Origin of the sequence: Bariatricus sp. TF06-38A (assembly GCF_027690675.1) — a bacterium.
GTDB classification, from domain to species: domain Bacteria; phylum Bacillota; class Clostridia; order Lachnospirales; family Lachnospiraceae; genus Allocoprococcus; species Allocoprococcus comes.
Genome location: NZ_JAQFCE010000001.1, coordinates 164748 through 181027, shown reverse-complemented (window position 1 = coordinate 181027; position 16280 = coordinate 164748). Strand labels below are relative to the sequence as shown.

At 43.3% G+C, this 16280-nt stretch carries 14 protein-coding genes; 2 read left to right on the top strand and 12 right to left on the bottom strand.

Annotated elements, in window-relative coordinates; genetic code table 11:
- Window position 1: 1 nt before the first annotated feature.
- The 5 genes from PG418_RS00760 to glgX all read right to left on the bottom strand — a co-directional run bounded on the left by PG418_RS00760 (window position 2) and on the right by glgX (window position 6696).
- A complete protein-coding gene (locus tag PG418_RS00760) occupies window positions 2-190 on the bottom strand; it encodes a hypothetical protein (RefSeq protein WP_498836945.1) in 189 nt (62 codons plus the stop codon).
- A 47-nt stretch (window positions 191-237) separates the two neighbouring features.
- Window positions 238-582 (bottom strand): hypothetical protein, encoded by a 345-nt coding sequence (locus PG418_RS00755; protein WP_022220753.1) that lies wholly within the window; start codon window positions 580-582, stop codon window positions 238-240.
- Between the two features lie 18 nt (window positions 583-600).
- On the bottom strand, window positions 601-2091 hold the full coding sequence (gene thrC, locus PG418_RS00750; RefSeq protein ID WP_055157399.1) for a threonine synthase: 1491 nt from the start codon (window positions 2089-2091) through the stop codon (window positions 601-603).
- A gap of 105 nt (window positions 2092-2196) precedes the next feature.
- Window positions 2197-4515 (bottom strand): VaFE repeat-containing surface-anchored protein, encoded by a 2319-nt coding sequence (locus PG418_RS00745; protein ID WP_498836944.1) that lies wholly within the window; start codon window positions 4513-4515, stop codon window positions 2197-2199.
- 96 nt (window positions 4516-4611) lie between these two features.
- Window positions 4612-6696 carry a glycogen debranching protein GlgX gene (gene glgX, locus PG418_RS00740; RefSeq protein ID WP_498836943.1) on the bottom strand — a complete coding sequence of 695 codons (2085 nt, stop codon included), beginning with the start codon at window positions 6694-6696 and terminating at the stop codon, window positions 4612-4614.
- A 123-nt stretch (window positions 6697-6819) separates the two neighbouring features.
- On the opposite strand from glgX, the gene PG418_RS00735 reads away from it, so the two are divergent.
- Window positions 6820-7716, top strand: coding sequence for a putative ABC transporter permease (locus PG418_RS00735; RefSeq protein ID WP_008371868.1), 897 nt, complete (start codon window positions 6820-6822; stop codon window positions 7714-7716).
- A gap of 105 nt (window positions 7717-7821) precedes the next feature.
- Here PG418_RS00735 and PG418_RS00730 read toward each other — a convergent pair whose 3' ends face one another.
- From PG418_RS00730 to pth, 5 genes are all read right to left on the bottom strand, one after another.
- Window positions 7822-8655, bottom strand: coding sequence for a PHP domain-containing protein (locus PG418_RS00730; protein ID WP_498836942.1), 834 nt, complete (start codon window positions 8653-8655; stop codon window positions 7822-7824).
- A gap of 152 nt (window positions 8656-8807) precedes the next feature.
- Window positions 8808-9518, bottom strand: a complete 711-nt coding sequence (locus tag PG418_RS00725; protein WP_117834434.1) for an ABC-2 transporter permease — start codon at window positions 9516-9518, stop codon at window positions 8808-8810.
- Between the two features lie 46 nt (window positions 9519-9564).
- Window positions 9565-10608 (bottom strand): peptidylprolyl isomerase, encoded by a 1044-nt coding sequence (locus tag PG418_RS00720; RefSeq protein WP_498836941.1) that lies wholly within the window; start codon window positions 10606-10608, stop codon window positions 9565-9567.
- A gap of 113 nt (window positions 10609-10721) precedes the next feature.
- Window positions 10722-14072, bottom strand: a complete 3351-nt coding sequence (mfd, locus tag PG418_RS00715) for a transcription-repair coupling factor (protein ID WP_195434480.1) — start codon at window positions 14070-14072, stop codon at window positions 10722-10724.
- A 16-nt stretch (window positions 14073-14088) separates the two neighbouring features.
- Window positions 14089-14664 (bottom strand): aminoacyl-tRNA hydrolase, encoded by a 576-nt coding sequence (gene pth / locus PG418_RS00710; RefSeq protein WP_498836940.1) that lies wholly within the window; start codon window positions 14662-14664, stop codon window positions 14089-14091.
- 151 nt (window positions 14665-14815) lie between these two features.
- On the opposite strand from pth, the gene PG418_RS00705 reads away from it, so the two are divergent.
- The gene (locus tag PG418_RS00705) at window positions 14816-15247 is read left to right on the top strand and encodes an FMN-binding protein (protein ID WP_055246492.1); all 432 of its coding nucleotides are present in this window, start codon (window positions 14816-14818) and stop codon (window positions 15245-15247) included.
- Window positions 15248-15269: 22 nt separating this feature from the next.
- Here the strand turns inward: PG418_RS00705 and PG418_RS00700 are convergent, their stop codons facing one another.
- Window positions 15270-15533 carry a hypothetical protein gene (locus PG418_RS00700; RefSeq protein WP_008371877.1) on the bottom strand — a complete coding sequence of 88 codons (264 nt, stop codon included), beginning with the start codon at window positions 15531-15533 and terminating at the stop codon, window positions 15270-15272.
- Between the two features lie 49 nt (window positions 15534-15582).
- Complete coding sequence (locus PG418_RS00695; RefSeq protein ID WP_055261309.1) at window positions 15583-16233, bottom strand: HAD family hydrolase; 651 nt, start codon at window positions 16231-16233, stop codon at window positions 15583-15585.
- Window positions 16234-16280: the final 47 nt, after the last annotated feature.

Below are 16280 nucleotides of genomic sequence, written 5' to 3'. Positions count from 1 at the left end.
TCTACCCTACTACATATTTATTCAGTCTGTCAAATGCTTCTTTTAATACGGTTCCATCCTGAAACGGATCGGAATCTTCCGGCATTTCATCTCTCGCATGACATTTTCTTTTATCCCCATCACATTTTCTCTGCCATGCAATACTTTTATTGTAACAAATTTTTCCGTCAAATGAAATAAGAAGGTGCAACTCTTTTTGTCTGCACCTTCCCTTTTCCTTTATTTTGTGATCTGATTTTAAAAATACTTTGCATTCAGCTTTTTGACTGTCCATGCAAACCATACCAGTACTGCAAGTACCAGCACTAACATCACCCAGAATAATTTTCCTGTACTCTGCACATAAGTATTATACAGATCTTCTGCGCCGTACAAGATCAGCACTACCGCAAGCACAAGAAGCTTCGGTCCTGCTGCTGCCCTGTATGCTTCCTTATCCTTACACTTCTTTATATTCGTATCTTTTGGTACAAGAATTGATGTATTGATGATTCCTTTGAATTTAAGCTGAAACCATGCATACAGGCTATACAATCCCGCCCCAATACCAATGATCCCGAAAATTCCTTCCATTCCGTTCATTCTTTTGTCTTCTCCTGTCTATTTTACGCTAAGAATATTCTTAACGGTCTGCTCCATCTGATCCACATCACATTCCGTATTGTGACGGATCTCGGCATTCATGATCTCTTTGATGGCATTCGGAAGCTCTGTACCGGATACTTTCTGAAGCTCCTCGATCAGTTTGAAATCATCCTGTCCTTTATACTTCGGATCGATCGCTGACATAACGCTTCCTGCAAATTTGTATGGACTTGCTGTGGATGCGATTACTGTCTTTCTGTCATCTTTACTGTCTTCTCTGTAAGCTTTATACACCGTTGCAGCTACCGCCGTATGGGTATCCATTACATAACCGGTATCTTCGTATATATCATGGATTGTCTTTGCGACCTGCTCTTCTGTCGCATATCCTGCCGCAAAATCAGCCAGGTTTGCTTTCATCTCACCTGTAATCGCGTAACTTCCCTTTGTCTTCAGCTCAGTCATAAGATCCGTATCTTTTCTTGCATCTTCTCCTGAGATCTTGTAGATCAGACGCTCTAAGTTGCTGGAGATCAGAATATCCATGGACGGAGATGTTGTAAGAACAAATTCACGGTTACGGTCATAAGTTCCTGTCTGGAAGAAGTCATAGAGAACTTTGTTCTCATTGGATGCACAGATCAGCTTTGCAATCGGGATTCCCATATTCTTTGCGTAGTATGCAGCCAGAATATTTCCAAAGTTACCGGTCGGTACAACTACATTGATCTCTTCATCTTCCGCAATCTCTTCATTCTGAAGAAGCTTCGCATAAGCATATACATAATATACAACCTGCGGAACCAGACGCCCGATATTGATGGAGTTGGCAGATGAGAACTGGTAGCCTGCTTCATTTAACTCTTTTTCCAGCTCTTTGTTCTCGAACATCGCCTTCACACCGCTCTGTGCGTTGTCAAAATTACCGTGGATCGCAACAACAGAAGTATTGTCTCCTTTCTGTGTTACCATCTGCAGCTCCTGTACGCGGCTGACTCCGTTCTTCGGATAGAATACGATGATCTTGGTTCCTTCTACATCTGCAAATCCTGCAAGTGCAGCTTTTCCTGTATCCCCGGATGTTGCAGTCAGAATGACGATCTCATTCTTCACCTGATTCTTCTTTGCAGAAGTAGTCAGAAGGTGCGGAAGAATGGAAAGTGCCATATCTTTGAATGCGATCGTTGCTCCGTGGAACAGTTCCAGATAATAAGCATCCTCCACCTTCGCAAGCGGTGCAATCTCTTCGGTATCAAACTTACTGTCGTAAGCCTTTGCGATACAGCTCTTCAGCTCTTCTTCTGTAAAGTCTGTCAGGAATTCCTTCATAACTGTATATGCGATTTCCTGATAGGTCATCTCTTTGAGCTCACCAAGCGACACCGGAAGCTTCGGAATCGAAACCGGTACAAATAATCCGCCGTCATCTGCCAGCCCTTTTAAGATTGCCTGGGAAGCTGTTACTGTCTTTTCTGCATCTCTTGTACTCTTATAAAGTAAATTCATGGTTCTCCACCCTTCTTATTCTTTCTGATTCACTTCAGCAATCTGCTAAAGTATTTTCCTATTTAGCGATTATAGCATAAGAACCTTTCAAGTGCAATGCCATCCTTATCTGCGTTTCCACATTCGTCCCCACATCCGGCTCAGAAGAAAACACAGGAGCAGTGCCCCGGTCAGAATAACGCCGATCAGAAATACCAGAATCTTTACATAAGATCCATCTCCTGTTGCAACCGTCTTTGCTTTCTCAGTTTCCTTTGGCTTTTCCGGACTTTCCGGTTTTTCCTCTTCTGCCTGCTTTTCCTTTTTATAGGTTACACTCTGTCCTTCGTCCTCCAGATCTGCGTGCACTGCAACCAGCTTCTCTTCCAGATACACTTCCTCAAATACAACAACCTGTTCTCCGTTAAGCTTCGTTGCATCAAACGTAAATTCCATCTGAAGTTCTCCGGAATCTGTATCCGGGATCAGCTTTTTCTCTGCGGTCACTTCTTTTCCATCCTGAAGAACCGGCTTTTTGGTCTCCTTATCCATTAATGTGCCTTTAACTACATATTCTTTTCCAATCTCCAGATTTTTCCATTTTACCCGATCTATGACCGTTACCTGTTCTGTCCGTTTCCCATTATGCGTTCCCGTTTCCCGGTCAGATGCTCTTGTCCCGATCTCCGGTACGGGATGTTCATCATTTGTCAGTGTCCCCAGATCAATTATTCGCATTTCCTTTGTTACTTCCACCTCAAACGCAGGAATCAGCATCCGGTCTTCATTATTTTTACAAGACAGTTCTTCCACCAGATACGTTCCGTAAGGAAGCGCTCCTCTTGTATTATCCGGAATTCCTTCCCCAAACCAGATCCCATCTTCACTTGTCTTCCCCTCATTCGTGTTGACGGTATGTGGATTCCAGTACGCACCGGTCGAAGCCTCCCCGTTTTTGTCCGTCAGGATCACATGGCTCTCCCCAGTTGCCTGCGATGTGATCCGAAATGGGATATCCGCCAGTCTTTTCAAGGTTTTATCTGCCGCTTTCACCAGCTTTAAGTCCCCACGGATGAGCTTTTCCTTTATTTCCACTGGATTCCATATTTTCAGGGCTTTATAGCTTCCATTTTGCTCCGTTCCAGTCCTGATACAATGTGTAACGGTGTCCACCAGATACCCTTCCGGCGCATGCATCTCCCATACCGTAATCGTTCCAAGCGGAAGCTCGTTATTTTCAAAAAACGGATCTCCGCTGATCAGGTGCGCCTCATCCATCCGGACCACACCATCCGCATCCGACTTCAGCTTCCAACTCCTGAGCGGCACCTTCACACCGATCTCATTTTGATTGTCAAAAATGCTATCAAAAAATGCCACATGAAATTCAGCTCCCGCAAGAGAAAGTCCTGCCTGCGCCTGCCCTTTCCCTGTTTCCGCATCCTGCTTCCGGATCAGGATTTCCACCTTTGTCTTTTCCGGTTCATCCTGACACTCATAGGTCACGGTCTGTCCGGCATTCACCGTGATCTGCCGCAGCTTTGTGTCCAGTACATAACCTTTCGGTGCTTTAGTCTCTTTGATGTCATAGGAACCCTCCGGCAGATTTTCTGCCTTCCCATATCCTTTCTTGTCTGTCCGGATTACGCAGACTGCCTCGGATGTCCCACTTTTACAGACGGTATACTCTGCCCCTTCCAGTGAGTAGAGCTGATTATCAGCCGTAATCTCTGACCTTGCAGAGCTCTTCATGATCTCCAGGCTTCCGTTATGGGTTGTCTTAAAAAGATATATCGTTGATCTGGATTTTGCCACAAGCTGTGAAATCTGATTACCACTCGACGGGATAGATGCCGAATGCCAGAACCGGTTATCGTTGCTATTATCTCCCCAGAAAAATCCGATATGGCAGTCTGCATCTTCTTCCTCCCAGGAAACCGGCTCAAAATAGATCACATCTCCTTTTTGCGCTTTTCCGCCCGCAAGCAGCTCCTCAATGGTGTTGTAATGATAGGATTCCACGGCATTGTCTGTCATCCAATGAAACCAGTTGCTCGCATTGACCTTGCCGCCACGGAGACTTCCTTTGTCAATTTCTGACAGATCCGCTCCACATTTTTCCAGAACATAAGCGACAAACCCGGTACAGTTCATTGCCCCATTTCCACCGTAGGCTCCGTTCGGACGCATGCAGTTCTCTGCTGTCAGAGGATATCCGCTGTAAGGCGTTCCCAGATAATAACCGTCCTTTTCGTGGTTTTTTAACTCCTCAAGCACTTTTCCCGGCTCTGCTCCTAATTTTTCATCAAGTTTTACAATCGTTTCTTTCTTTGCGATTCTCTCTGCTGAGTTTGCAGATACGACAGGCATACTGCTGCCCGACAATGATACTACCGCCAGAATCACACTTAGTATTCCGGCAAAATGATTCTTCATATATTTCATAAAAGTTTCTCCTTCTGCCTTTTCAGGTCAGAAAAGAGAATATAAAAGACGAGTACCCTTACTATAAAGGAAGAGTACCCGCTTGTCAATAGTATTTTATTGTTGATCTGCCTCCAGAACGATCACACTTCTCGGTCCCACAAGAATTCTTTCCTCCGAAATCCGTACCGGATTCTGATAAATTTCCTGCTTTTTATCTCCAGTATTTACCGCCACATGCCAACTATATCCGCCCGGAAGTTGTGGAAGTTCTACCCAGACACCTTCCCAGTATGGATTCATCAGAAGATACACACAGTCTTCTTTTGCCATTTTATTATCATATCCGGCAAACATGACTGCCGCCGTCCGGATCTCCGGTCTGGAAAAATCCAGTTTCCACGGCACTTCACCGTGAAAGCTGATCTCCGGAAATCCAAGACTGCTCGCCCCTGCATCTCCTGTGATCGACGGATGCCGTTTCCGAAATGCCGTCATATAAGCACAAAAATCAAATACATCCTGAAACTTTTCTTTTCTTGTCCAGTCCAGCCAGGAAATCTCGTTATCCTGACAGTAGGCATTATTATTCCCGAACTGAGTATTGCCAAACTCATCACCTGCAAGGAACATCGGTGTCCCTCTGCTGCAAAGCAGGACCGCAAAAGCATTTTTCATCATCCGGTGGCGCAGTTCAACAACCATCACCTGATCAGTGTCCCCCTCTGCCCCACAGTTCCAGCTCCGGTTATCGTCACTTCCATCAAGATTTCGCCATCCATTAGCCTCATTATGCTTCTGGTTATACGAATAAAGATCATACAGGGTAAATCCATCATGGCAGGTCAGGAAATTCACAGAAGCATGTTTTCCGCGGATTCTGGTATCATAGATGTCCGGAGAACCGGCAATTCTCTGAAGCGCTGCTCCTGCTGCCCAAAGTCCCCCTTTTAAATATTCTCGCACGTCATCCCGGTATCTTCCGTTCCATTCTGACCATCTGCGGAATGCCGGAAAACTTCCGACCTGATAAAGTCCGCCGGCATCCCACGCCTCCGCGATCAGCTTTGTGTCTGCAAGCAGCGAATCATAGGCAAGATTCTTTACGAGTGGTGGATTTTCCATCGGTGACCCATCCTCATTTCTTCCCAGGATCGAGGCAAGATCAAACCGGAAGCCGTCCACCCGGTACTCTGCCACCCAGTATCGCAGACAATCCTGGATCATTTTGATCACCACCGGATGATTACAATTCACAGTATTTCCACAGCCACTGAAATTATAATATTTTCCATCGGGTGTCAACATATAATAAATCTGATTGTCAAATCCTTTAAACGAAATAAACGGTCCGCATTCATTTCCTTCTGCCGTATGGTTAAACACCACATCCAGGATTACTTCAATCTGGTTATCATGCAGTTCCCGGATCAGTTCTTTTAATTCTACTCCTTCCCGGTTGTATTCCGTTGATGCTGCATAGCTCGTATTCGGCGCAAAAAAGCTGACTGTATTATACCCCCAGTAATCAATCAGTTTCTTTCCATCAACCTCACGACTCCCCTGCAGTTCATCAAATTCAAAGATCGGCATTAGCTCCACCGCATTAATCCCCAGTGTTTTCAGATAAGGAATTTTTTCTTTTATTCCGGCAAAGGTTCCAGGATGACGGACACTTTTGTCCATCTTCGTGAATCCCCTGACATGCATCTCATAGATGATCAGTTTTTCCATCGGGATCTTATCTGGCTTTTCACTGCCCCAGAAGAAATTATTCCGGACTACTCTGGCACGATATCCCCCTGTATTTAGTGCTTTTCCCCATACACTCTGCCCGGTAACTGCCTTTGCATACGGATCCAGTAAAATATGCTTTTTATCAAATAGCAGACCTTCCTTTGGTTTCCACGGTCCGTCCAGCCTGTACGCATATTCAAATTCTTCAATATCCAGTCCGAATACCATCATGGAAAATACATCACCGATCCGGCAGTTTTCCGGGAATGGGATCACCGCATAAGGTTCCGGTTCCTTTCTGTGAAACAGAAGAAGTTCACATGTCACAGCCCCTTTTGAATGCACTGTAAAATTAACTGCCGACTGAAATGCAGTCGCACCCTCATCACGATACAGTCCGGGACAGATTTCAAATCCATTTACATTTTCTGTCGGAACCCATCTTGGCATCATTTCTTCCAGCATTTTACCAGCTCCTTCCATGTCATGTTTTCAGTATAGCACATTTTTCCGTTTACACACCTTTCCTTTCTGTATATAATATAAAGGATTACATATTTTTTTGCAGCAGACTCAAGGAGGTTTTTTATGACTGCACAGCATCTATATTATTTATTTCAGTGCTTCTTTATATATGCCTTTTTAGGCTGGTGTACAGAAGTTGCGTTTGCCGCTTTTAAAGAACGTCGTTTTGTCAACCGTGGATTCTTAAATGGCCCGATCTGTCCGGTATATGGTTTCGGCGTGGTTGCAGTCATTCATTTTCTGACACCGCTTCGTTCCAACCTGCTCCTGCTATATCTCGGAAGTGCTATTCTTGTTACTGCAATCGAATGGCTGACCGGGTTCATTCTCGAAAAGGTTTTCCATAACAAATGGTGGGATTATTCTAATATGCCGCTCAATCTGAATGGATATGTGTGCCTTTTGTTTTCTCTGATCTGGGGAGTGTTCTGTGTTTTCATCGTAGATGTATTCCATCCACTGATTGACACACTGCTCTCACACATTCCTTTCCTTGTCGGTATCATTCTTGTATGTATTCTGGTGATTGCCGGACTTGCCGATCTCTATGTAACAGCATCCGGTATCCTGAAGCTCAACAAACGTCTTGAAAAAATGCAGGCCATTGCAGACGAACTTCATCAGATTTCCGACAAGCTTGGTGAATCAATCTACAAGCGTACCATTACAGCTATGGAAAAACAGGAAGAGTTCAAAGATACTGTATCTGAGAAGCAGGAAGAATTTAAATCTGCTATTTCCGAAAAACAGGAAGCAATTTCAGACACCCTTGCCGATGTTTCTGACGAAGTAAAAGAACGGATTGCTCTTCTTCGCAGAAGCTACCTGGAAAATGTCAAAGCAACTTCTCATATGCAGAAGCGTATCATGAAAGCTTTCCCGAAAATGCAGAGCCGCAATTACAAAGAATCCTTTGAAGATCTTAGAAACAAACTGAAGGAAATGTCTCTCAAAAAATAACAGGTTGTAAAAAATCCATCTGGTTTTCTTTTAAAAAAAGAAATCAGATGGATTTTTTATCTTTAAAATTATGATGTGAGTATCAAAAGTAAATTTTGCCACTCACTAATGTTTCCTCTTGATCTTGTCCAGATACGGAATCTCGATTGGATCGATTGCATCAAGTGGCTGTTCTTTATTGATCTTCTTTTTGCGTGTGTGCTTTTTCAGAAGTGCACCACCCCGGTTATAAAACCAGAAAGAAAAGATCAGAAGTTTATTGAATTTTCCAATTTTGTCTTTTGTCGTCTTCGTGTAATACTCCCCACCGGACTGGATCTCTCCTTTTTCCCTGATCTGCCGGATCAGATCCAGCTCTTTCTCAATCCGTACCGGAAATTCCGTATACCCCATGCCGACGCAGTCCAGCTTATGCGCATCACTTCCTCCGGTTCCCGGTTTTCCATATTTTTCAGCAAGATACTTCGCCCCTTCATTGGACTGTGGTGGCTCACATGCATTGAAAGTCTCTATAAAATCAAATTTTTCAATCAACTCCGGAGATTTCTGCCATCTTTTCGTATTCGTAAAACTCAGATACTTTTCCCCACACGGATGTGCCGGTCCACAGATTCCTCCATTGTGATGCACAAAATCAATCAGCAGCGAAAGCGGAAGCCCTCTCAGCTCCAGAAGGCGCATCTTTACTCCCTGTGGCATAATGATCAGAATGTGCCCCGCATCCAGTGTATCATACTCTATTCCTTTCAATACGACAAAATCTTTGTATTTTCTCCCTTTGATCGTATTCTTCCAGTGCCGATATCCATTATAGGTGTCATGATCTGTAACCAGCATTCCGCCAATGCCTTTAGACTGCAGCTTTTTAATAAATTCTTCAATCGGCACTTTGCTGTCAATTGATCCTTCTCTTACATGACAATGCATATCTATCTTCATATTTTCATCTCCAGATCTTATATCGTTGATACTATTTTTATTATACCTCTTTTTTTATAACGCTGCAAGAAATACCGTTTTCTTCCAGCCATTCCGGATCAGATGCAAAAGAGGATGTATCACATTCTGATACATCCTCTCATCCATCTTATCTATTCTTCATCCTCGTCATCATCATCATCCAGATCGATCAGCATGGTTCTTGCCATCTCTATTTCTTCTTCTTTTGATGTTTCTTTCTTGATCGCATTTGCTCTTCGAACCTGCTTCTTGTTGATCTCACTTGACTTCATGATAAACTGGATCACGATTCCGATAAATGTAATCCCAATCGAAATGATCCACATGAAAATCACATTTTTCAGACCTGCCAGATCATAGATCATCATTCCTGCTCCAAAACCGCCTGCTAATGCCGTCGCAATAATCACAAACGGTTCAAACCAAATCATCGCAAGGATTGCGAAAATCAGTCCGACTGCTCCGCAGACTGCCAGCATGATCCAGTTTCCCGCATTTGTAATCGCAAGTACTGTGCCAGCCATTCCCAGAAAGCATACCCAGAAAGCTCCGAATTTCTTAAATACACTGTTCAGTATTGCAAAAACCAAACCCGCAACACCGGCTGCGATCAGTACCGGAACAACTTCCAGTCCCATAAGATATGTCACGGCAAATCCAAGCAATGCCCCTGCAACAAATCCAATCACTGCATTCCAGACACGGATCAGCTTTAAACCTAAAATTCCAATGAAAACTGATATAACAATTGATACCGCCGAAACAATCACGGCTTCTTTTCCTGCTATAAATACCGCACTGTTTCCCATGATATCCTTCAATACTATACCTATTGATTCCATCCTAATCTCTCCTCCTGTCGTACTTTCCTGTTGTTAAGTCAGACGCTTATTTTGATGAAGAGTCTGAAGATGTATCTGTATCTTCGGTCGTGCTCTTAACCGTTACGCCCTGATCAGCAAAACTGATCGTATTCCATACTTTTTTATGTACTTTAATATCCGTTTTCTTTTTCCATTTCTTACAAATTGACTGATACTGGTCACTCTTTCTCTGTGATACAATGGACTCTTTCTTGGTATCCGTTGCATCACGATCAAGAAGGCTGACTACTTTTGCAACATAATAGCCATTGTCTGCTTCGATCACGTCTGTTACTTCGCCTTCTTTTAACTTATCAGCAGCTTTGATCAGATCTTCGTTTGGCGATGTCGTATCCGAGTCAAATGTCAGATCGGTGGCTGATGCACCTACTGCTGTTGCAAATACAGAAAAATCTTCTGCCGAAGCCGCATCTTTCTGGAAATCTTCTGCTTTCTTTTTCACTTCTGCTTTTTCGTCATCTGACATATCTGTCGATTTTCCATCACTGCCCGTTGTCTTTGTAGAGAACAGCACATACTGCATTTTCTTCTGTGCTGCTTCCTCATCGGATACATTCGTATCTACATCCGCAGTCATGGCAGTTTCCATCTTCTTCTGAAGTGTCAGAAGTTCCAGTACTTTCTTTACCGTCTTTTCATCGCCCGATACTGTATCTTTTGCAGCACTGTCATTGCTGTCAGTAAATTTCTTCGCAGCATCCTCGATGCTTTTTTCCTCATCATCACTTAGCGAAACTTTATAATCATCCTTGTGCTCATCCAAAATATACATTTCTTCCAAAGAATCCATGATTGAATCCTTATAATTCTCTTCGTAAGTCTTTCCGTCTGTAACTTCTTTTCCCCAAAAATCATCTCCCAGATAACTGCTATATGTTGTTTCAAACTGCGCCTGCTGATATCTTGCAAAAAAGTTCGCCACATCTGCAGTCACTTTCTCATCTCCGACTTCTACCACTGTATCCTGTCCGTTAAACTTGCTTCCACATCCGTTTAAAGATGCAATGCAGGCAACTGCCAGTATACAGGCAACCACTCTTTTTTTCATTTATAAAATTTCCTCCTTGATCTTCTCTCCATTGTACACACTTCTTCACTATGCACTCGTATAGTATATCTTTTTTTTACCTTACTGGCAATCTTTTTCATAAAAAATACACATTATTCTTCGACAAGTCCCTGTATATCTTCGACAATTTTTCCTGCATTTTCAAGAATCTGCTCTGCTTTTTCTTTTTTATTTTTCCGAAGTTTACAATAAATAAAATATGGATTTTCTGCATCTGTCTTAAATGTCAGTTCTCCCTTATATTTTGCCAGCAGTTCCGGAATCTTTGCTACATTTACCCTTGCCTTCTCATACATGGTAAATTTGTATTCATCGCCTTTTTGCTCTACCGAAATTACATAAGCCGCATGTGCTTTCGCCTTCAGCTGCGCGATCATCAGAAGCTGCTGCACCTTGCGTGGCGGATCGCCGAAACGGTCAATCAGTTCTTCTAGCATATCTTCCTGTTCTTCTTCTGTCTCAATTGCTGCGATCCGTTTATAGATATCCAGTTTCTGATACTCATTCGGAATATAAGATGCCGGAATATAAGCATCAATATTCAGATCCACGGTTGTCGCATAGGTTTCTTCCGGGATTTCTCCCTTCAGGTGACGGACTGCCTCACTTAACATCTTACAGTAAAGATCGTATCCCACTGCATCCATATGTCCATGCTGTTCCTCCCCAAGCAGGTTTCCTGCCCCACGGATTTCCAGATCCCGCATGGCGATTTTTACACCAGAGCCAAGATCTGTAAACTCACGAATTGCCGAAAGACGTTTTTCTGCAACCTCCCGGAGCATTTTGTCTCTTCTGTACAAAAGAAATGCATATGCCATACGGTTCGATCTTCCAACTCTTCCACGTAGCTGATAAAGCTGGGAGAGCCCCATCCGATCTGCATCATGGATGATCATGGTATTGGCATTGGAAATGTCAAGACCGGTCTCGATGATCGTCGTCGATACCAGAACATCAATTTCTCCATTGATGAAATCGTACATAATATCTTCTAACTTGTGTTCCCGCATCTGCCCGTGTGCATATGCCACATTTGCATCCGGCACAAGTTTCTGGATCTTCGCTGCCATTTCAGCTATATCCTGGACACGGTTATAGACATAGTACACCTGTCCCTGGCGGGAAATTTCTCTTTCGATTGCCTCCCGGACCATCTCATCATTCTCCTCCATCACATAGGTCTGGATCGGCATCCGGTCAACTGGTGCTTCTTCCAGCACACTCATGTCACGGATTCCGATCAGACTCATATGAAGCGTTCGGGGAATCGGTGTTGCCGTAAGTGTCAGAACATCAATATTTTCCTTCAGCTTTTTGATCTTTTCTTTATGCTGTACTCCAAAACGCTGTTCCTCATCAATGATCAGAAGTCCCAGATCTTTAAATACCACATCCTTACTCAATACCCGGTGGGTTCCGATGATAATATCAACCTGTCCCTTTTTCAAATCTTCGATCGTTTTTTTCTGTTGTGCAGGTGTGCGGAAACGGCATAACAGATCCACCCTTACCGGAAATTCTTTCATCCGTTGCACAAAAGTGTTGTAATGCTGCTGTGCAAGAATCGTAGTAGGGACCAGATAGACAACCTGCTTGTTCTCCTGCACTGCCTTGAATGCTGCCCGGATTGCAATCTCTGTCTTTCCAAATCCCACATCCCCACAGATCAGACGGTCCATGATCTTTGGACTTTCCATATCCCGTTTTGTTGCCTCGATTGCAAGCTGTTGATCCTCCGTTTCCTCAAACGGAAACATTTCTTCAAATTCTTTCTGCCAGACCGTGTCCTTTTCATAGACAAATCCTTCTTTGGACTGCCGTACTGCATAGAGTTCCACCAGATCTTTGGCAATCTGCCAGACTGCTGTCTTTACCTTGCTCTTCGTGCGATGCCATTCCTGTCCTCCAAGTTTGTTAAGTTTCGGCTTTTTAGCATCTGCACTAGCATACTTCTGGATCTGGTCAAGCTGTGTGGCAAGAATATAAAGATTTCCACCATCAGCATACGAAATCTTCATATAATCCTTTGTCACCTTATCAACTTCTATCTTTTCAATTCCCCGGTAGATTCCAAGTCCATGATTCTCATGCACTACATAGTCTCCCGGTTTCAGATCCGAAAAGCTGCTTATTTTCTGTCCATCATAACTTTTTCGTTTCTTTTTCTTCTTTGTCTTTCCAAAAATATCTGACTCAGATATGACAATAAACTTAATCATCGGGTACTCGTATCCGACTTCTATATGCCCGTAGCATACCATGATCTCCCCTGGATTCACTTCTCGTTCCTGATCCTCACTGTAAAAACTGCTCAGATCATAATCACGTAGATCCTCTGCCAGACGTTTTGCCCTTGTTCTAGACCCAGAAATCAGAACCGCCCGGTATCCGTTCCTTTTCAGTCTTTTGAGATCCTGTGTCAGCATCTCAAAGCTGCTGTTATACGGGTTAACGCTTTTTGCCTGGATTCCAAACCGCTTTTTCACAAAAAATGGCTTACATTTCATTTCCAGAGCACACATCCCGATCATACAGAATTTGTTCAGAAATTTTATAATTTCATCTGTCGTAAAAAATTCCGGAGCTTCTTCCATTTCCCCGGTCCTTTCCATTTCTTCTGCACGGTTCTCTCTCGCTTTTTCCACTTCATTTTCTGCCAGACGCCCTTTTTCCAGAAGCCTTGCTGGTTCATCCAGGAACACCAGTGTGTCCTTCGGATCAAAGTAGTTGATAAAAGAAACTTTCCGGTCACTTCCCAGTCTGTCATCTGCCGGATAAATAACGATCTGTTCCAGATTCTCTACAGATCTCTGGCTGTCCACGTCAAAAGTCCGTATTGAATCCACTTCATCTCCCCAGAATTCAATACGGATCGGCAATTCCTCGGTAAGTGGGTAAATATCAATGATTCCACCACGAACTGCAAACTGCCCCGGACCATCCACCTGGGCTTCCCTGTCATATCCAAGTTTTATGATCTTCTCCTTCAGCGATTCAAATTCCAACGCCTCCCCATTGGAAATGGTCAGAATGTCCCCTTTTATTTCTGCTTCCGATGGCAGTTCATCCATGAATCCGTCAATCGTTGTAATAACCGTAACCTGGCTTTTTGCCTCCATCATCATCTGCAAGGTTTCCATCCGCTGTTTGACCAGCTGTTTTCCGTGGATATCTGCCTGATAAAAAAGGAGATCCTTTGCCGGATAATAGCTGGTATTTTCATTTAAAAAACGATATTCTTCGTATAATTTTTTTGCTTTATCTTCACTGGAAAGAACGATCAATGTATGCCCATAACCTTTTCCAAGCGCATACATCAAATGCGTTTTCTGTGATGTCACACACCCGGAAAGAAGCAGCATGCCCGGTTCCCGTCCACGCTCTTCACAGATTTCTTCAATCTCTGCCAGTTCAGATAAAGGAGCCGTAAGTGCATGCATCGCTTTTTGCCTCCTCTTATTCTTTCTTTTTCTGGTTATATTCGTTCATTGCCTGATCGATTGCTCCCTGCAAGATCAGAGCAGAAGCTTCACAGGCAAGATCATATCCTTCTTCCATAAGTACACGGTCCTCTTTGGAAAATTTTCCAAGAACATAATCAGCAAGATCATATCCTTTCGGTTTTTCTCCCACACCTACCTTGATCCGTGGAAACACACTGGTTCCAAGATTGGCAATGATATTTTTGATTCCGTTATGTCCACCGGCACTTCCTTTTCTGCGGATCCTGAGTTGTCCGACTTCCAGACTGATATCATCATAAATTACAAGAAGTTCTTCTTCCGGATCGATCTTGTAATATTCCACCAGACTACGGATACTCTCTCCACTCAGGTTCATATAAGTCTGCGGCTTCACAAGAAGCACTTTCTGTCCCTCGATCACTCCTTTTCCGATGAGGGCACGGTGTTTTTTAGTATCGACTGCTATCTGGTATTTCTCCGCCAGGCGGTCCACCACATCAAATCCAACATTATGTCTTGTCCCCTGATACTTTTCATCCGGGTTTCCAAGTCCTACAATTATAAACATTCTATTCACCTCTGCTTTTTCTCTTTCCTGATTCTACTAAATCCTTTCTCTTTTGTCACGCATTTCTCATGCATAAACTATTTTTTCTTTTCATATAGTTTATTAAGCGGCATAACCTGCCAAAATTCCATACTGCCTAAGGAGGTTCTTTATGAATTCCAAAACAAAAATCATCGTACTTCACATGAAAGAAATTATCTATACTGTTATTTTTGCCACTTTAGGTATTCTCATCCTCTGCCTTTTATTCTTTATGTTCTCCGGAGACCGGCATTCCTCTGTATCCGACAAAAAATATACTCCCGGCGTTTATACCTCTTCTTTTACACTCGGAAATGAAGATCTGGAACTGGAAGTTTCTGTCTCTGACACCTCTATCAATTCCATCCGCATTTCCAATCTAAGTGAGACGGTAACTGCCATGTATCCTCTTCTTCAGCCATCTCTTGAGAATCTGGCTGACCAGATCTGTAAATCCCAGTCCCTTGATCATCTTACGCTTTCAAGTGACAGTCCCTATACTTCTCAGCTTCTTCTCAACACCATCCGTGATGCGCTCAAAAAAGCTGCGGCAACCAACTGATGCCGCAGCTCTTTTCCTTTTATTAACCTTCCACGATCAGATACTGTCCGTTCGGAAGTGCGAATACTTCTGAAGCCTCTTCCAGCTCTTCATCACTCATACCACTGATGTCCGCTCCGCTTTCATCCAGATAATCTCTCACATCCTTGATAGAATCTACAACAACCGCCATACAGTCTTCCAAAAACGCTTCTGCCTCTTCCAGTGTCTCTGCAACCGGCTCATCAAAAAGCTGTGACTGCATATTCAGGAATGTCTGCAGACATTCTTCATCATACTCATACATACAGGCAACCCTCCCTTATCTTTCTCACAGAAAAATTTTCTCATCTGAACTATAAATAGTTAAGCAATTCTTCAGCATGTGCAATTGTTGCATCTGCTCCTGTCTCCACAAGAAGTTCTTTGGTCCGGAATCCCCATTCTGCTCCGACTGTAAACATACCGGCAGCCTTCCCTGTCTTCATATCTACATCCGAGTCTCCTATGTATATTCCTTCTTCCGGCGATACCCCTAATTTATCAAGTATCCACAGAAGTCCTTCCGGATCCGGTTTCTTCGGAAATTCACCCGACTGCCCCTGAATATGGTCAAAATATCCTTTTCCAAATGTACTTTCCACTACATCGATCGCCTGCAAATGTGGTTTGTTGGAAAATACTGCAATCTTTATTCCCTTCTTCTTCAGTGAATCTAACATCTGAACAACGCCATCATAAGGACGTACATGGTACATACAATTTTCTCCAAAGATTCTGCTGTACACTTCCATACCTTCTTCAATCCTCTTAAGCTCTGTGTCTCCGGACGCACGAAGTGCACGTTCCATAAGGCATCTGGCTCCATCTCCAACGAAGCTTCGGCACTGTTCTTTGGTAATCGGCTCAAGTCCCATTTCTTCTAACGTCTTATTCGTTGAATAAGTCAGCGAATCCAGCGTATTTGTCAAAGTTCCATCCAAGTCAAAAATACACGCTTTATACATTGCTGTTCTCCTGTTCTTCTGTTCTATGATTATAATAGTATGAACCT